Source organism: Ethanoligenens harbinense YUAN-3 (genome assembly GCF_000178115.2).
In the GTDB taxonomy this organism is placed as follows: domain Bacteria; phylum Bacillota; class Clostridia; order Oscillospirales; family Ethanoligenentaceae; genus Ethanoligenens; species Ethanoligenens harbinense.
On the sequence record NC_014828.1, the window covers coordinates 943756 to 962063 of the forward strand.

13 protein-coding genes are annotated in these 18308 nt (G+C 48.4%); 11 read left to right on the top strand and 2 right to left on the bottom strand.

The window, feature by feature from the left end; all coding sequences use genetic code 11:
• Window positions 1-155: 155 nt before the first annotated feature.
• From ETHHA_RS04400 to ETHHA_RS04450, 11 genes are all read left to right on the top strand, one after another.
• Window positions 156-4220: a beta strand repeat-containing protein gene (locus ETHHA_RS04400; protein WP_013484798.1), complete on the top strand. Its 4065-nt coding sequence runs from the start codon at window positions 156-158 to the stop codon at window positions 4218-4220.
• A 258-nt stretch (window positions 4221-4478) separates the two neighbouring features.
• Entirely contained in the window at window positions 4479-7721 is a 3243-nt protein-coding gene (locus tag ETHHA_RS14410; RefSeq protein WP_013484799.1) for an InlB B-repeat-containing protein, read from the top strand.
• Window positions 7722-8288: 567 nt separating this feature from the next.
• On the top strand, window positions 8289-9014 hold the full coding sequence (locus tag ETHHA_RS04415; RefSeq protein WP_013484802.1) for a hypothetical protein: 726 nt from the start codon (window positions 8289-8291) through the stop codon (window positions 9012-9014).
• Complete coding sequence (locus tag ETHHA_RS04420; protein WP_013484803.1) at window positions 9011-9274, top strand: PqqD family protein; 264 nt, start codon at window positions 9011-9013, stop codon at window positions 9272-9274. The genes ETHHA_RS04415 and ETHHA_RS04420 overlap by 4 nt, the downstream gene beginning before the upstream one ends.
• Window positions 9275-9279: 5 nt before the next feature.
• Entirely contained in the window at window positions 9280-9726 is a 447-nt protein-coding gene (locus ETHHA_RS14980; RefSeq protein WP_013484804.1) for a S24/S26 family peptidase, read from the top strand.
• 8 nt (window positions 9727-9734) lie between these two features.
• Window positions 9735-11489 carry an ABC transporter ATP-binding protein gene (locus ETHHA_RS04425; protein WP_013484805.1) on the top strand — a complete coding sequence of 585 codons (1755 nt, stop codon included), beginning with the start codon at window positions 9735-9737 and terminating at the stop codon, window positions 11487-11489.
• Window positions 11407-12606, top strand: coding sequence for a nucleotidyltransferase domain-containing protein (locus tag ETHHA_RS04430; protein ID WP_159033355.1), 1200 nt, complete (start codon window positions 11407-11409; stop codon window positions 12604-12606). Before ETHHA_RS04425 ends, ETHHA_RS04430 begins: the two co-directional genes overlap by 83 nt.
• A gap of 386 nt (window positions 12607-12992) precedes the next feature.
• Window positions 12993-14099 (top strand): response regulator, encoded by a 1107-nt coding sequence (locus ETHHA_RS04435; protein ID WP_013484807.1) that lies wholly within the window; start codon window positions 12993-12995, stop codon window positions 14097-14099.
• A gap of 257 nt (window positions 14100-14356) precedes the next feature.
• Window positions 14357-14455: a transposase gene (locus ETHHA_RS16300; RefSeq protein WP_083803614.1), complete on the top strand. Its 99-nt coding sequence runs from the start codon at window positions 14357-14359 to the stop codon at window positions 14453-14455.
• A gap of 91 nt (window positions 14456-14546) precedes the next feature.
• The gene (locus ETHHA_RS16305; RefSeq protein ID WP_106919269.1) at window positions 14547-14807 is read left to right on the top strand and encodes a transposase; all 261 of its coding nucleotides are present in this window, start codon (window positions 14547-14549) and stop codon (window positions 14805-14807) included.
• 861 nt (window positions 14808-15668) lie between these two features.
• Window positions 15669-16970, top strand: coding sequence for a leucine-rich repeat domain-containing protein (locus tag ETHHA_RS04450; protein WP_106919194.1), 1302 nt, complete (start codon window positions 15669-15671; stop codon window positions 16968-16970).
• 38 nt (window positions 16971-17008) lie between these two features.
• On the opposite strand, the gene istB is transcribed toward ETHHA_RS04450, so the two are convergent.
• Both istB and ETHHA_RS16025 read right to left on the bottom strand, forming a co-directional pair.
• The gene (gene istB / locus ETHHA_RS04455) at window positions 17009-17806 is read right to left on the bottom strand and encodes an IS21-like element helper ATPase IstB (RefSeq protein WP_013484810.1); all 798 of its coding nucleotides are present in this window, start codon (window positions 17804-17806) and stop codon (window positions 17009-17011) included.
• The gene (locus tag ETHHA_RS16025) at window positions 17803-18288 is read right to left on the bottom strand and encodes a Mu transposase domain-containing protein (protein WP_242822084.1); all 486 of its coding nucleotides are present in this window, start codon (window positions 18286-18288) and stop codon (window positions 17803-17805) included. The genes istB and ETHHA_RS16025 overlap by 4 nt, the downstream gene beginning before the upstream one ends.
• Window positions 18289-18308: the final 20 nt, after the last annotated feature.

The window sequence follows — 18308 nt, forward strand, 5'->3', positions numbered from 1 at the left end:
GGCGCTTTGTCAGAATCCTGTCAAAATCGGGTGATAAAATGTGTTTAATCGCCTTATACGAAAAGAATCAGCCGTTTTGCGGGTGTAAAATAAAGCCTGCAGGGATGGAAAACGGAGAGCGGGGCGATGATACCGGCAGACAGGAGGAAGTATTGATGGCTAAATTCCAAAACAGGCTGTTAAAAGGAGGTACGGTGTTTCTCTCTGTAGCAATCATCATGTCTATGTCCACGTTTGCTTTATGGGCGAACGCGGATAGCGATACGCAGACCACGCTGGATATCAGCAAGGGTTCGATTTCGATTGGGGACGGTACGGTCAATGGTTACGACAGTGCGGGCGACCATATTACAATTCCGAACCAGAAGGGATATATTCTGACGGGCTCTGCCATCGGTACCGCGGACGGCGTTACGATTGATGGTGCCTCGTGTAACATCACCTTAGACAACCTGACGATTTGTGTCACGGGTGATAATGCCTATGCCGACCGCGCCGGTGCCTTCAAAATTGAGAATGGCGCAAAGGTCAATCTGACCCTTGAGGGCGCAAATCTGCTGGATACCAGCAACAGCAACAGCGATTATGGCGGTATGGAAGTAGACGCGAACTCATCCGTTACCATCAACGGCACGGGAACGCTTATGGCCAAAGGTGATTTTGATTGTCCGGGAATCGGCGGATCTGAAACAGGGACCAACGGCTTGATTCAGATTAACAGCGGTACGGTGACAACAGTCGCGTCCGGTGACGGCGTGACTGGATGCGGCGGCGGCTTTATGGGAAGCAATGTACCGGTCATAATCAACGGAGGCTCCGTCAACTCGTCGGTGGGCGGCGGCGTGCGGGACAGCAATGGGAATGCCGAGTATCTGGATACGATTAAGGTTACCGGCCCCAACGGCACCCCGCTTGCGAACACTCTGGTGCAGTATGCGGTTGACGGCGCGTCGCAATCCATTTCTGCGACAACCGATGCAAACGGGAAACTCTATTTATGGCTGACGCAGGGGCAACACAGCATTTCAATCGCCGACTGTGCCGGGCAGGTTCTTGCGTCTGTATCCGGCATGGTCGCAAATAACGGCAGCACCGCCATGACTGTGCAGATTGCCTCTAATGTAACAAGCTATGCTGTGCAGTGCGATGCATCCATGAAAAACGGTACGGTTGCGGTAGATAGAACATCGTATTATACAGGTCAGCCTGTGACGCTTACGGTGGAACCGTTCGACGGCTACCGGCTGACGACCGGTTCGCTCCAGTGTACCGCGGCGGACGGCAGCAGCGTTCCCTTGACGGAATCCAACGATACATACACTTTTGCTATGCCCGCTTCAAATGTAACTGTATCCGCCGAATTCGAAGCATTGCCGCTTCATACGGTCTCGTTTGACGCAAATATGCAGGACGGCACACTTACCGCAGACCTACAGACGGCACGAGCAGGTACGACTGTGACGGTTACGCCGAAACCGGCTGACGGCTATTTTTACGTCGCCGGCACGCTTTCTTACACATACGGTGGTAAGAGCTATCCGATTTCGTCCGGCAGTTTTATCATGCCGGATGCGGATGTCACGCTTTCGGCGCAATTTGAAAAAAATCTGACAGTGGATACGCAGGGTGGTAGTGTTTCTACAGACGCTTCCGGGGGAAAAACCATTGCGTCAAGTGGCAGCTACAGCATCAGCGGGAACGGTGTGACGGGAGGGATCACCGTCGCGGCAAATCTGGGTACGGTCAACATCACGCTTGATTATTTGAATATCGACATGTCTAATGTAGCCGGCGGCTCACCTTTCACAATCGGGAGAGGTACAACGGTCAATCTGACCGTTGAAGGCACCAATGTGCTAATAGGCGGTCAAAACATGGCGGGCGTAGCCGTACCGGACGGGGCTGCTCTCGTGATTGACCAAACCAGCACCGGCACGCTCAACGCAAACGGAAATGGCACTGCCGCAGGTATCGGCGGAAACAGCAACTCGGGAGCCGGCAGCATTACCATCAACGGCGGCACAGTCAATGCTTCTTCCAATGGTGATGGAGCCGGCATCGGCGGCGGGCGTCTGGGAGGCTGCGGCACAATCACCATCAACGGCGGCAATGTGACCGCACAGGGCGGGGCTTATGGCGAACTGGAATCAACTGGTGGAGTTTACGGTTCCGTTTATGCCGGGGGGACTGGTATCGGCGGTGGAGCGTGGGGAAACGGTGGACAGATTTCTATTAACGGCGGCCATGTCAAAGCCGCTTCTTCCCCCAATTTCGGCGTGTCAATCGGCAACGGTTATGGCGGCAGCGGTGTCACGGTTGCAATTCAGGGCGGAACGGTTCAAACAGGGTCGGCGACATGGGCCAGTGTCATTGATGCCGCGAGTTGTGTTTTGAACGGCGGGTCCATTTATGTCGGTAAAGCAACGGAGGCCGCGCAATTTAGCGCCAACCCCGTCAATGCCGGAAACTCCAAAGTGTATCTCGACACAGTGATGGTATGTAATGCAAACGGAAGTGCTCTGAAAAACACCGATGTCACTTATTCGGTGGACGGCAGTTCTGATGTGGTCGCGTCTACCGATGCTCACGGAATGCTTTACCTTTGGTTGTCTAACGATGATCACATTGTTTCAGTGCACAGTGGTGATGAGGGAGGCAGCGACGAAACCTTTGTGGACAAAAGCGACAGCACGACAGACAGCATTACACTGGTTGCTGATGATTTTACAGTGACGGTTGCAGACACCGCGCACGGCGCGGTTACGGCGAGCAAAACGGTCGCGACGGGCGGAGATACGGTAAAGCTTACGGTCACGCCCGACAACGGCTATTTTCTCAAATCGCTCACGTACAACGACGGTACGGATCACGACATTTCGGAGAACGCGGACGGCAGTTATTCGTTCACCATGCCTGAAGATGATGTGACGATCAGCGCGCAGTTTGAACAGGCACCATGTATTGTAACCGTCAGTTCAGCCAATGCGAATGAGGGCACGGTTGCGGTCAGCGGGGCGTCTTCCATAGGAAACGGGGCCTATCTGGTCAATGGCGGATCGTCGTTTGTCCTATCTGCGATTTCCAAACAGGGTTATACGTTTTCGGGCTGGTATGATGGTAACACAAAAGTGAGCGATGCCCCGACGTTTGCGGTCACACCGTCGGCAGGCGCATGTTATAATGCGGTTTTTACCGCGATTCCAAGTGAAAGTCTGACAGTGGACATCACAGGTTTTGGTTCGGTGAGCGCAAACGGCGTGTCTGTCGGAAGCGGAGTGGCTCAATCGTTCACGCTCGGCAGTTCCGCCACGCTGACGGAGACACCGGCCGACGGTTACCAGTTTCTGTACTGGCAGGATACAACAAGTGGGAAAATCCTTTCGCAGTCGGCTTCCTATACGTTCACGATGGACAGCGATATGTATATGACGGCCGTTTTTGAACAAACGAAGACGGCTACACACATGGTGACCTTTGTGAACGGCATTACGGGAGAAACCATCAAAAGCGTTACGGTTGACAATTCGGTAACGGATATCAGCTCTTACGAACCCGCCGACCCGTACGCATTCGGCTGCACCTTCAAAGATTGGAAAGAAACCAAAGAAGCGGACGGCAGCATCGTCGAAACGGCGGAGTTTACACCGGCGTCTTTAACCGATTCACTGACTGTAACCGGCGGCACCCAGAGCGGAAGCGGCAGCTACGCGCCCAAAAGCGTCGTGACTGTCACCGCGGATGCGGCGCCTTCCGGTAAGCAGTTCTCATGCTGGCAGGACGCAAGCGGAAATATTTTGAGCTACGGCGCAATATACAGTTTTTGCATTACGGGCGATCTGTCGGTCACAGCCGTTTATGTGGACAGCACTTCAACGGTGGAACCCGAGGCGGATACTACTCTGACGGGCGTAACGCCGAATCCCTCGGCGGCAACCATCTCGTTTTCCTCGCAGTGGTATGTTCCCGGCGGCTGCACCATGGTTTCCCATGGCATTCTGGTGACGAAAGGCGCAAACCATACGGCGGATACGTTTGTCATCGGTGCGGAAAGCGTATTAAAGGCAACAGCAAAAAACAATCCGTCCGCCGGCACCTATGTGGTGAACAAGTGCAATGTCACAAAGGGAGACCTGTGGTACGGACGAGCGTATCTTGTGTATCGGGATGCTTTCGGAAATATCGTGACCATTTACGGCAACATTCTGTCAGGGTCATTTTAGAGGGATAGGCCGGAAAAGAGCGGTGTGGCTTCATACGGTATTTTTGCAATATTTATTCAAGAAAAGACGCCTTTGGGCGCCTTTTCTTCTAAAAACCATTGGTTTGTCAGAATCATGTCAGAACCGGATGATATGCTAATCTTGCCGTGTGGATACAGAGAATTCTGTGGGTTGCTTTGCAGGTATAAAAAACGGAATTGCGGGGTCAGAAAGCCGGTCACACGGCATCGCTTGAACATTGGGAGGGATGTCAAAGATATGTTCAAAAGAAAAAGGACGTCAAAAAAATGCCTGATGTCTATATTGGCTTCCGCAGTGGCGGTCACTATGTTGCCGGGGGTGCTTTTACCAGTTTGGGCGGAGGAAAGTGGGAAAACAACGCTCGATATTAGCCAGGAAAGCATCGTTATAAGCGGCAATGCTATTACCGGCAAAGACAGCAGCGGCCATGACATCACGCAGGTCAACTCAAACGGGTATGTCATTACCGGCAAATCGATGTCAAACACGGTCACCGTGAAAAACGGAACCACGGATATCACGCTCAGCAATGCGGATATTGAGGCAAGCGGGGGCTCTGCATTCTCCATTCAGGGGGGAGCAACGGTGGATTTGGAACTCAGCGGAGCAAACACCCTGACAGGCGGAAATGATTGCGCCGGTTTGGAAGTGCCGGAAAGCACTTCCCTTACGATTGATTCCCTGAGTGGGGACAACTGCACTGATACGCTGAATGCCACCTCAACGGGAGATGGCGCCGGAATCGGCGGAAACAGCGGCGCCGATTGCGGAACCATCACCATCAACAGAGGCTCGGTCAACGCAACCTCGACGCAAGACGGCGCCGGAATCGGCAACGGCTGTCAAGCCGATGGGGATACCCGCGGCATGGTCACTGTTAACGGTGGCTCGGTTACAGCGCTTACCAAAGGCTACGGCGCCGGCATCGGCGACGGAAATGGCGGACACGGAATCAACGTCGCCATCAACGGCGGCACAATCGATGCCGAGTCTCGCACTGGCTCCGGAATCGGAGAGGGCGCTTATTGCTTCAGCAGTACATTTGCCATCAAAATCGCCGGCGGAACCATCGTTGCGAAAGGCGAAACGTCCGGGTCCGGAGAAGGGGTTGGTATCGGTAGTATGTACGATACCAACTCTATGAGCATTATTATGGCCGGCGGCTCGGTAAGCGCGTCTCCCTCTTTCGCACAGTTTAATCCAAAGCCCACCAATGGGTTCGCACGTCTTGACCTTTTTACGGTCGTGCTACCCAAAGCCGCCACCGTGACAAGCGTCGATGTCGAACAGAATGATAAGCAGGTTTCCTACAATGGCGCTGGTATGAAAACCGACGCACAAAACGAATTGTACTTATACCTGCCCGAGGACGACAACGGCGTCACCAAGGTGACACTGCAAACGTCCGACGGGAATACTTATGTCAGATGTTCCCCTCCGTTTATCATTGCGGATATTCCGGAGCAAACCTATACCGGAAGTGAAATCAAGCCGGCGGTTACTGTAGAGGATATCCTTACCGGCAACGTCCTAAAGGAAGGAACCGATTACAAGCTGGTCTATAACGACAGCCTGCCGACGGATTCGGAAGGTTACGACGATTATACAAGCGGCGGGGAACATAATTTTCAGGTGGTCGGATTAAATCAGTATCTTGGTGAAACGCAGGAGGTATCATTCAATATTACCTGTCCCGTCACCATTACCGGCATCAGCCCCGACAGCGGCCCGGATTACGGTGGCACGAAGGTCACCATCACGGGGTCCCATTTTGCCGGCGCCACAGAAGTTTCATTCGATTACAACGACTGCGGCAGTTTTACGGTAGTGAATGATTCAACCATCATTGCCTGTGCACCAGAATGGAACAGCGCCATGAACGATGGTGACGTCTATATCGAGGTGAATACCCCGGCCGGTTTCTGCGAGTCGGATGCAACATTCCACTACCAAAAGACCGTTCAAAAAGTCACGTTAACCGGCGGCTCGGCCATCGCGCAAGGCAATTCGGAACAGATGACCGCCACGGTGCTGTGGGGAAATAACACCAGTGAGGATATTACGGATCGGACTTCTACGACATGGAGCAGCAGCGATACCGGCGTTGCAACGGTAGACGCTGACGGTAACGTTTCGGCCGTCAGCCCCGGTACGGCAACCATCACGGCTTCCTATGAGGGTATCAGCGCAAGTCTCACAGTAACGGTGCAGAGCAGCCACAACATTACAATCTTGAACGCATTGGCAGAAAACGGCTCGGTTCTGTTATCCGGTCAAAAACTCACCTCGTGCAATTTTAAGGAGGCCGACGGCTCCACGGTTGTGTTGACCGCCGTTCCGCAAAGCGGCTATACGCTGACCGGATGGTATGACGAGAACGGAAATTTGGTAAGCAGCAACCCGACGTTTGTCTTTACGCCGACCGCCGATGTTACCTATTGCGTGGGATTTGTACGAATTCCTTCGGTCACGCTTACGGCAAATGTCAGTGGAAACGGAAGCGTCAGCATAGGCAGTGCAACCCCGTCCGCTACAGCAACCCAATCATTTACGCTCGGCAGTCCCGCCACGCTGACGGAGACACCGGCCGACGGTTACCAGTTTCTGTACTGGCAGGATACAACAAGTGGGAAAATCCTTTCGCAGTCGGCTTCCTATACGTTCACGATGGACAGCGATATGTATATGACGGCCGTTTTTGAACAAACGAAGACGGCTACACACATGGTGACCTTTGTGAACGGCATTACGGGAGAAACCATCAAAAGCGTTACGGTTGACAATTCGGTAACGGATATCAGCTCTTACGAACCCGCCGACCCGTACGCATTCGGCTGCACCTTCAAAGATTGGAAAGAAACCAAAGAAGCGGACGGCAGCATCGTCGAAACGGCGGAGTTTACACCGGCGTCTTTAACCGATTCACTGACTGTAACCGGCGGCACCCAGAGCGGAAGCGGCAGCTACGCGTCCAAAAGCGTCGTGACTGTCACCGCGGATGCGGCGCCTTCCGGTAAGCAGTTCTCATGCTGGCAGGACGCAAGCGGAAATATTTTGAGCTACGGCGCAATATACAGTTTTTGCATTACGGGCGATCTGTCGGTCACAGCCGTTTATGTGGACAGCACTTCAACGGTGGAACCCGAGGCGGATACTACTCTGACGGGCGTAACGCCGAATCCCTCGGCGGCAACCATCTCGTTTTCCTCGCAGTGGTATGTTCCCGGCGGCTGCACCGTGGTTTCCCATGGTATTCTGGTGACGAAAGGCGCAAACCATACGGCGGATACGTTTGTCATCGGTGCGGACAGCGTATTAAAGGCAACAGCAAAAAACAATCCGTCCGCCGGTACCTATGTGGTGAACAAGTGCAATGTTACAAAGGGAGACCTGTGGTACGGACGAGCGTATCTTGTGTATCGGGATGCTTTCGGAAATATCGTGACCATTTACGGCAACATTCTGTCAGGGTCATTTTAAGGAGGTGAGCCGAATGAAGAGGCACTACGAAACGCCGGAAATCGAAATTCAAGAGTTTGTCGTAGAAGATATCTGCACCACAAGTGCACCATACGAAGAGGGAAATATTTAATTGATTCCGCGCAGATGTTTTCCTACACTTGTCTGTTTATACCGGATTATCCGGGAAAAGACGCCTTTCGGGGCGTTTTTTCCTTACAGAAGAACTGAAGCTAGCTGTTTAAAATATCCATGTACTTTATAAAGGTAATTATAATGAATATAAAGATTGGTGATAGAGTCAGAACAAACGAATATTATAACACATCTCCTTTTTTGGGACGTTCAGTCAAAACGGGGATTGTGGTGGGAGTCTATGAAGATGCTTTCGAAAGAGTGATATCCGTTCGTGAAAAAGATCGGGTTATCAAAATAGACGCCAAATATATCGAAAAATTTTAATTGCAACGGGTTTCAGTATTATCCAAAGAAGCGCTGGAATCCAAAAGTTCTGTCAGAACCTGAACAATAAAATCAAAAATACAAGAACATATTCCGCTCTGATTTTTATAAGAGGGAGCGATGCCGATGGCCAGCTATCAAATTGCAGATCTAAAAGTAGATGTTTCGGGTCAAAACACCATTTTGGAACGGCAGGGCAGCGCCTATCAGGCGAAGTGGTGCGGGCAGCCTGATATCCGTATTGTTGTGGGGGAAAGCGTTTCGGAAAAGGCACGTCTGTATCCAACTATGACACCAGATGAGCAAGGATATTTTTTGAGCGGCGGGCAATTTTACACGCAGCTTCCCGATTTCGACGGCTTTGTACTGCATGCGTCCGCAGTTGAAGTGGATGGTTCGGCCTATCTTTTTTCAGCGGGGAGCGGTACCGGAAAATCAACTCACACGATGCTTTGGCAAAGCTGCCTGGGATCGGACCGTGTTCGAGTGATTAACGACGACAAACCGGCCATTCGGTTAATAAATGGTATCTTTTACTGCTATGGAACACCGTGGAGTGGTAAAAGTGGCCTTAGCCGCAATGTCCGTGTTCCACTGGGAGGTATCGTTTTTCTCGTACAGTCGCCTCAAAATCATATTGCTGGCCTGAACGGGACCAAGGCACTGAAGCTGTTGTTACAAAACACGATCCGGCCAAGAGATCTTAATCGTCTGGAAACACTGCTTATGCTGTTTAACGGGCTGATGGTATCCATTCCCGTTTATGAGTTGCACTGCACCCAAGAACCCCACGCAGCCTTGCTTTGCTGTCAAACGATTTTGCACGCCAAACAGAAAGGAATGTTACGGTGAAGCTTTCAGATGAATTTATTCTTCGAGAAGTAGCAGGCACGTATATCGTCATGCCGTATGGTGAAAAATCGGTTGATTTTAATTCCATGATTACATTAAATGAAACCGGTGCATTTATATGGAAGAAATTAGAGCAAAACCTGCCCAGAAGCGAACTTGTTTTGGCTCTGGTGAGCGAATATGAGGTTACGGAAGAACAAGCCTCTGAAGATGTCTGCCGTTTTTTTTCCAAACTGAAAGATGCCCACATGTTGGATTAAAAAATATGGATAAAAAAACAGTTTATACATCGCTCGACAATCTGTCGCCGATCTTCCTCACTATGCTATCGAAAAAAGTTGATATTTTGTTAGGTATCACCGGAACGAGTATGCTGCCAATGCTGAAACCGGGACGGGATCAGGTAGAACTGACAAACTGCCGCCAATGGAAGTTTGGAATTGGGGATATTCCGCTTTACCGCCGAACAAACGGGCAGTATGTGCTACACCGAATTGTCCGTATGGATCGCAGCGGATATGATCTCTGTGGGGATCATCAGATTCGTGTTGAAAAGGAGGTTCCCCGTGGGAACATGCTGGCCGTGGTAAAACGCTTCCGTCGGAAAGGAAAGTGGCATAGCTGCGGCGAATCCGGTTATCAGGTTTATTGGCACCTGTGGATATTTCTGTCTTCGTTTCGGAGACTTGTTTACAGGGCCTGTAGAAGGTGATCGAACCGATGAAAAGAAAAAAGAAGGGCGCTTTTCGCTGGATATTTCGATATTCCAGAAAGCAGATGCTGCGAATCGTTCTGATCGCCTTGGTCGGCATCGTGTCGGCGTTGTCCTGTATTGTCTTGGCCGTTTTTTCGCGGAAAGTAATCGATATTGCAACAGGCAGGCTGAAAGGCAGCGTTTTCGTTTATTGCATCCTGCTACTCGTTGTCATCGGCGTACAGGCGGTACTGAATATTCTGGAAAGTAACCTGACCGTCAGGGCCGGTTGCAAAATAGAAATCGATATGAAGCAGGGCGTCTTCGGTGCAATTTTGAAAAAGCAGACGTCGCAGACCGCCTCCTATCATTCGGGGGATTTTTTGAACCGATTGACCAGCGACGTAGAGGTAGTCGTAGGCGGATGCGTAGTTTCGTTGCCCCAAAGCTTATCTCTGGCGGTAAAATTGGTCGTAGGGTTCGTCGTGCTTCTGCTGATGAATGCGAAATTCACCTGTTTTCTTGCCATTGTCGGCGCAGTGGCGTTCCTGTTCAGTTTCGTGTTGCGCAACCGCTATAAAAAACTGCACCGGGAGATTCAGCAGAAGGATGGAAAAGCGCGGTCATTCATGCAGGAATGCTTGGAGAATATTTCCATCATCAAATCCTTTGTAAAGGAGAAAACCATCCTTGCCAACCTTTTGAGACTGCAAAATGACACCTACCAAGTCAGGCTAAAACGGAATGCAGCTGCCAATATCGCTAATACAGGCGCTCTGACCCTTTTTTCCGGTGGGTATTATCTGGCACTCGTTTTCGGTGCACTGCAAATTGCCGATGGAAAAATTTCCTATGGGATGCTAACGGAATTTCTGTTAGTTTTCAATCAGGTCATCGACCCGTTCAAGAGCATGTCAGGGATATTGTTACAATTCTTTTCCGTGACTGCGTCGGCGGAACGCCTGATGGAAATCGAAAATCTATGTGACGAACCGGAACCAAAAAGCAAGCAGGCCGATGCTGAAAAACTATATCGGGAAATGAACTGTATTCGAATTGACCGGATCAGCTTTCAGTACGGGACAGAGCAGGTGTTTAAAAACGCTTCCGGCGTGATCAAAAAAAACACGCTGACTGCCATCGTCGGTTGTTCGGGAGTAGGAAAAAGTACGCTGCTGAAGCTAATGCTTGGTCTGGTCGAAGCGGATAGTGGTGAAATTCGTATTGAAATGGCGGACAAAAACCGTAGAATTAATACCGAGACTCGCCGCCTTTTTTCCTATGTGCCGCAGGGAAATATGATCCTGTCGGGAACCATTAAAGAAAACATTACCTTCTTTCGCGATGGTATCGAGGAAAAGACGCTTCGGGCTGCCTGCTGGGCTGCCTGCGTTTCTGATTTTACGAACAACCTTTCGGAAGGTCTTAATACCGTGATCGGAGAGCGCGGCATGGGCCTTTCAGAGGGGCAGAATCAGCGAATCGCCGTTGCGCGCGCTCTATTGTCCGATTCTCCGGTTTTGCTTTTTGATGAAGCTACTTCGGCGCTGGACAATGAAACGGAGAAGAAACTTTTACGCAATCTGAAAACGTTTAAAAACAAAACTTGCATTTTCGTTTCGCACAGGAATTCGACGGTAGAGGACTGTGATGCCGTCCTGAGAATTGAAAATGGAAAGATTCGGGAGGAAATCTGGAATGGACAGGAATGGATTATGTTTTCTGCAGTTGCTGGCAACATTTCTAAACAATACGCTTCCCGTGACTCCGAGAGACGTTGACTGGAATCAGGTGTACGAGCTTTCTAAGATTCATTCTTTAAGTGGCGCTGTCTACACTGCCGTCAGGAAACTTCCCGTCGCGCAAAGACCACCGAGAGAAACGTTCAATCGGTTTGCGTCGGCATTTTACGCCACTGTTTTGCGCGCGGAAAAGCAGAGTGCACTCATTGAAAATATATTGGAAAAGCTTAACGAAAAGAAAATTCCGCATCTTCTTATAAAAGGTGCTGTTTTACGAGCGTTTTATCCTGTTCCAGAAATGAGAACGCTTGGGGATATCGATCTGATGATCCATGAAGAAGACTGGTTTAGAACCGATGCCACGTTGCGGGGGGCTGGCTATGTCTTGAAGGGCAAAAGCGACGGTGAATGGAAGTATTTCAAAAACGGCATGGAAATTGAAGTGCATTCCAAGATTCGTAACGAATATATTGGATATAGGGTTGGATGCAATGACTGCTTTAACAACATGTGGGAATATGCTGCGCCTTTGAACGGAAGTTTTACCTACCGATGGGAGAAAAACTTTCAACTGATCTATCTCATTTCACATACAGCTAAACACTTGTACGGCAGGGGGTGTGGACTGCGTATGCTGGCGGATATTGCTGTTGTTCTTCGCCATGACGGCGATAGACTCCGATTTGATGATGTATTCCAGGAGCTTGAAAAAATCCACCTGGATGTTTTTGCACGGAGTCTTTTTGCGCTGTGCAAACGATGTTTCGGTGTACCTGATGCCGTACCCTGTGCAGATATGCCGGATGCCCGCTGCGACGAGGCGATGGAGTATCTTCTGGTTGGTGGGACGTTCGGTTTCAACAGAGAAATTACTGTGAATCTGGTCAGAAGAGAGTATGGAAATACAGATCGCGTGACAAAGGCATGTTTCATCGCGTTATGGCACAAAATATTTCCAAGCTGGAAAGATATGCGAATTCTGTATCCCCGCTTGGCGCGATATGCCTGCCTGATGCCATTAGCATGGATGGCAAGAGGAATCCGATGCCTTCTTTTCAAACGAGAAAAGACATTTACAATTTTAGAAGGTCTGGTCCATCCTTCGGATGAAGCGAAAAAGGCATACGTGCTTTTGGAAAAATTGGGGTTGGAGTAAAATGCACAGCCACATAGAGTTTTAAAATCCGGCAGGTCGTAGTATACTATAGGAAATTTCCCCAGAAAAAACGGGATTTTCTGTTGGGTTGATGAATGGTACTTGACTCTGCGTAACTTTATTCGCGGTTTCGACGATTGATGGCATGCATCTGATTGCCTGTGCTTTAAAAAGGCTAATGCCTTCGGACAGGTAATGTTTTTCTCTTGCCTCTGCGACTGCTTTTGTCAACGGCATTTGCATTGTAAGTTGAGTCGATTTCTTTGAAAGCGGCACTTCTATGGTTAGAAATTCCCCAATTGGTAGGGCCTACATATTCAAAGTGTTGGCGGAACAACGTGCTCTTTTCGGATTCCGCTCGCACAAACGGGGAAAGGGGTTTTTACATGATTCGGACAATCGTGGTGGACGACGAATGGTACAATCGTGCAGAAATCTGCGATTTTATTGAAAAAACAGGTTTTATGCGAGTGGAAAGTTGCTGCCAAAACGGAGCTGAAGCGCTTCGTGAGGCCGATCGCGTTTTACCACAGGCGGCGTTCATTGACATTGAAATGCCAGAGATGGATGGCCTGACGTTGGCCGAAAAGCTGCTTGAAAAATATCCGGAGATACAGGTTGTCTTTATCACAGGCTGGAACCAGTATGCGGTTGCAGCCTTTGAGCTTAACGCGCTTGATTATATCATGAAGCCGCTGAATAAAGCTCGCTTTCAAAAAATGGTCGAGCGGCTGAAAAGGCGGGTCGAGTTGACTGTGGTCAAACAAGGGAACCGGATTTCCATCCGCTGTTTCGGCGGGTTCGATGTGATGGTCAACGGCCATCCGGTGATATGGAGGCGCAGCAAGGCCGAAGAATTGTTCGCCTTTTTGCTGACGCGCCATGATACGTTCGTAGCGAAAGAGATCATTATTGAGAACCTATGGTCGGGCTATGAAATCACAAAATCACTGCCCATTCTGCAAACCGCCGTGTGCAAAATTCGGAATATTTTTTCAATGTGCAAAAGCGAAGTTAGACTGATTTATGCTAACAATCGGTACGGGATTTTTTTGTCGGATACGGACTGCGATTATCTGAAGCTTGAAAGCATGGTGAACGATTTTCAAGATGGCTATCCCAAATCCTTTGAAGCGCTTGAGAAGGCTTGCGAAACACTACAATGCGGTCTATTTGACGGGCGCGGTTTCCTCTGGAGTGAAAGCTGCCAGGAGTATCTGCACAGGAAACTTTCATTAATGCTGTGTAAAATCGCAGATCATTACCATGCTCAGAACGACGTATTGCTCGAAATTGAAGCGTGTAAACAGCTATCTCGTTTTTCCCCCATAGATGATGAGGCCCAACTGCGTTACATCAGCGTGCTGCGTGCGCGGGGCCGGAAAGACACAATCAATCGCCATGGCGATTGGTTGCGTAAAACGCTACAGGAGGAATATGGATGCGGGCTGCCGGATGTTGTGGAAAAAGCGTTGCAAGAGCGGTCTGAATAAAATATACGTTCGTTTCTTTTCTCAAAAAGCACCTGTTTCCCGATTATATTCTGCCACTACATAAAATAGAACACCGCCCCCAGTGGACGATAATCACTTAGAAGCTGTATGCACAAGCGAAAACATGATAAAATTGGTATATGAAAAAAGATGAGAAACGAAAGCAGGCGTACCCGAGCGACCTGAGCGACGAGCAATGGATGGAGATAGAGCCGCTCTATTCGGGGTTGCGGAAATATAAGTGGTAAAAATGTGAGTTGACGAATGCTGTTTTGTGCTTCGTCAAAACAGGTTGTCAATGGCGTCATTTACCGCATGACTTCCCACCCTACTCGACAGTCCATAGTTTCTATTGACGCGCCCGAATCCGTGGCCTATGAGACAGGATATTGCAGCATTTGGTGGTAAAAACACGCGAAGATGTGGGACGCAAGGCAGAACCGAGCTATGGGATTATTGATTCTCAAAGCGTCAAGACCGTGGCCGCAAGCGAGAAACACGGCATTGACGGAGCGAAAAACGAAAGGGCGAAAGCGGTATATCGCCGTAGACATGATGGGAAATCTGCTTGCAGTGGTTGTCCATGCGGCGAATATTCATGATACGAAGTTGGGTATTGAGCCTGCCAAACTTGCTTTCGAGTGTTCCCCATCCATTCAAAGATTCTGCGCTGATGCAGGATATCGCGGCACTTTTATCTTAATGTAGATGAGCTTCTTGGCCTTGGCGTAGACATTTCAGTGAAAATCAAGCTGTATGAGTGGGAAAAGCTTCCTTGGCGAACGTACCTTCAGGTGGTTGGATAACTCCCGTCGCCTCAGTAAGGATTATGAAATTACTACCGACTCTGCTGAAACGATCGTTAAAATCTCCCATGACATACCCTACTTAAGCACTTGTGAATACGGGTTCTTAACGATCGGGTTTGTTTCTTTCCGGTAGCTGTTGCAAAAAAAAGATCAAAAACACCAAATTGGTGACGTTTGAATCGTGCGGCCACTTTTTGCTTTACGATCAACAAGATCGATTCAATAAAGAATTGACACAGTTTATTGAAAAATAAATTAAAAAATAGGAATCTTTATCATAAAGTATCTTCCACTTTACAGTCCGGATCTCAATCCGATCGAGATGATGTTGCCAAATATCAAGGCCATTTGAGGCATATCAAAGCTCGATCAGTTGAATCACTTTTCCTTACCGCTGCATTTGATATGCGGTTTCAGTTGACGATATCAGCGGTTGGTTCGGAAAATGCGGGTACTCGCTTTTTTAAATGGAATTACTGTAGATGCCGATGGAACACAGGCATATTGCGACGTTCTGGAAGCTATCAGCCGCAGGGACAGGAAGCTGATAATTATGTCGATTGCGCACGACCCGGTCATGAAAGCACGGTTCCTGCAATCTGTGGAAATTGTGAAAGATTCTAGCGGTAGCCATGTGATTGGCGAAGTGGTTTCGGACTGTCAGCGTAAGCTAACTTTAAAATGCCACTCGTAGGACAGGTTGACATAATCGTAAGAAAAAATGTCTCCGCCTGCATGGTTGCCATAACATTGTTAAATATTGGAATATTTTTCAACTAGGGTGATTACAGAATGCTCGCAGGAGGCGAATCCCTGCGGCATCGTTAAAGCACTTTTAGGTGCAGCAATAAAAACTACGATTGACTACTCTTATTCCGTAAATGTCGATGGAACGCTAACCATTACTGGATATGTGGGTAAGGATACTAGTTTAGAAATTCCTTCTGTTATAAACGGAAAGACTGTTACGGAAATTGCAGGCTGGGCCTTTTCCGTAAACACCAATTTAATCAGAATAACAATTCCAGCAACAATTCAGCTTGTTGGATTGGAAGCGTTGACTAATTGTGCTGAAATCGAAGTCGATGCAAATAATCCCAATTATAGTACTCTTAACGGTGTGTTATATGATAAGACACAAAGCAAGTTGATTCAATACCCGGCGTTTGATTCAGACAGTGAGTTTGACGTTCCGGATGGTGTTACGGAAATTGGAGAAAGAGCTGTTGCAGAGCGACAGAAGCCTTTAAATGTGGTACTGTCATCAAGTGTTAAAAATATTGCCGCTTATGCATTTCTTAATTCAAATTTGCCGAATATTTTGTTCCAAAATGGAATAAATACGATTGATTATGGCGCATTTATTAATTCCTCAATTAAGGATCTGAATATTCGTGGCAATGTCGGAGATATAGAAGACGATGCGTTTATTGGCTGCAGCAGTCTGACAAGCATTAGAATAAACGGCAACGTAGGCACCATTAAATCGAATGCCTTTTTATCTCTAGATAAATTGGTATCTGTGGACATTGAGGGTAATATAGACACAATTGGAAGCACGTCATTTACTGATTGCCATGCGCTAAAATCGGTTATAATTCATGGCGGTATACTAAATGTGAATGACAATGCCTTCCTGAGATGTTCGAGCTTAAAGACGGTTACCGTTTATGGGAGCATTGGGACAATTGATACGGTTGCATTTCTTGATTGCTCTTCACTCAAAAATTTCACAGTGTATGGTGGTATTACGACAATCAATAACAGTGCTTTTCAAGATTGTACATCCTTATTTAAGTTATATATTAATGGCGACATTGGTGATATCGGCGAGTGTGCGTTCCTTGGATGCAAAAATCTTAATAGTGTGTATATAGATGGTGATACATATAATATAGCTTCCTGCGTATTTCTTCGATGCGCTAACCTAAAAACTATAACTATAAAAGGTAACGTGAACAATATCGGTCAAACAGCATTTTTATCTTGTGATCGGCTATCACAAATAACCATTGATGGTAATGTCAACGCCGATTTGAATTTGCAGGTTTTCGCCAGTTAAAAAATGCATGAAAACAGCGGTAAGGAAATGTTGAAAAATTAGTTTTGGCCCTGCTCGAAAAGGGTGTTGACGATGTGCTGCTTCTGCTTCATGTACTCCTTTCGCTCTTTAAGGCGATAGCTCTCACCCTTGATATTGACAACGGTGCAGTGGTGCAAAACACGGTCTAGGATTGCAAAGGCGATAGTGACGTCGGCGAAGATCTCATTCCATTGGGAAAAGGTCTTATTGGAGGTAAAGATCGTGGAGACTCTCTCATAACGTCTCGCAATCAGTTGAAAAAACAGATTCGCCCCCTGAATATCCATCGGGAGATAGCCAATTTCGTCAATAATGAGCATTTTGTACTTGCCCAGAGTTTTGAGCTTGTCCGGTAGTCTATTCTCAAAATGAGCCTTTTTGAGCTGCTCAATTAGGGTGTGGCAGTTGATGTAATGGGTGGAGAATCGATGCTTGGCGGCAACCAGCCCCAGTGCTGAGGCCAGATGGGTCTTGCCCACACCGGGCAGGCCGAGGAAGACGATATTCTCTCCGTTTTCAAGGAAACGCATGGTAGCCAGTTCTTCAATCTGGCGCTTGTCAATGGAGGGCTGGAAACTGAAATCAAAATCCTCCAACGTTTTTTTGATGGGAAATCCGGACATTTGCACCTGCTTTTCATAGGCGCGTCGCCGTTTTGACAATGCTTCCTCGGCAAAGATATGGTCGAGCACATCTACAACGTTGAGTTCGTCCTTTACAGCTCTTTCAAGATAATTGTCCAATATCTCCAGCGTGTTTTTCATCTTAAGGCTTTCGAGGTTTTCCCTGAGACGTTCCATCGTCAGTTCCGTCATAGCAGCACCTCGTCATACCGGTTCAAATCGTGTTGTTGGATAGGAAAGTCGATGACACTGTCGCCGTCCAGCAGGGTGTTTTCTGTATCAAAGGATTGCTTGACGGTCAGCCTGCGATAATGATGGGCATTGACGACCATGTCTTTTTTCTGGTAGGATATTCGGTGCAGGGCAATTTGCTTTCCTTCATAGTAGACAGCAAGCACGTTGTCCAATGCTACGACTGCCACATCTTCGCCGGCGTATTCCGATGGCACGGAATACTGATTACCGCCGTACGAGATGAGGCAGTCTTTTTGTACCCGGCGCAGATTGATTTTGTCGATGATATATTCACGTTTAAGAGGGTTAAGGCCCTCTTTTTTTAGTCTCTCGAAGGGAATTTCATTTGTTGTGGCGTGGACTTTCCCATTGACCTTATTACACCATGCGAGGGCCTGGCCATTGAGGTCGTCAAGTGAAGAGTACTTGATGCCAATCATGAAATTATCCCGTACGAACT

Coding starts and splice junctions, on each gene's coding strand:
- ETHHA_RS04400 (WP_013484798.1), top strand. CDS start 156: ATGGCTAAATTCCAAAACAGGCTGTTAAAAGGAGGTACGGTGTTTCTC.
- ETHHA_RS14410 (WP_013484799.1), top strand. CDS start 4,479: ATGTTCAAAAGAAAAAGGACGTCAAAAAAATGCCTGATGTCTATATTG.
- ETHHA_RS04415 (WP_013484802.1), top strand. CDS start 8,289: ATGGCCAGCTATCAAATTGCAGATCTAAAAGTAGATGTTTCGGGTCAA.
- ETHHA_RS14980 (WP_013484804.1), top strand. CDS start 9,280: ATGGATAAAAAAACAGTTTATACATCGCTCGACAATCTGTCGCCGATC.
- ETHHA_RS04425 (WP_013484805.1), top strand. CDS start 9,735: ATGAAAAGAAAAAAGAAGGGCGCTTTTCGCTGGATATTTCGATATTCC.
- ETHHA_RS04430 (WP_159033355.1), top strand. CDS start 11,407: ATGGACAGGAATGGATTATGTTTTCTGCAGTTGCTGGCAACATTTCTA.
- ETHHA_RS04435 (WP_013484807.1), top strand. CDS start 12,993: ATGATTCGGACAATCGTGGTGGACGACGAATGGTACAATCGTGCAGAA.
- ETHHA_RS16305 (WP_106919269.1), top strand. CDS start 14,547: ATGGGATTATTGATTCTCAAAGCGTCAAGACCGTGGCCGCAAGCGAGA.
- istB (WP_013484810.1), bottom strand. CDS start 17,806: ATGACGGAACTGACGATGGAACGTCTCAGGGAAAACCTCGAAAGCCTT.
- ETHHA_RS16025 (WP_242822084.1), bottom strand. CDS start 18,288: ATGATTGGCATCAAGTACTCTTCACTTGACGACCTCAATGGCCAGGCC.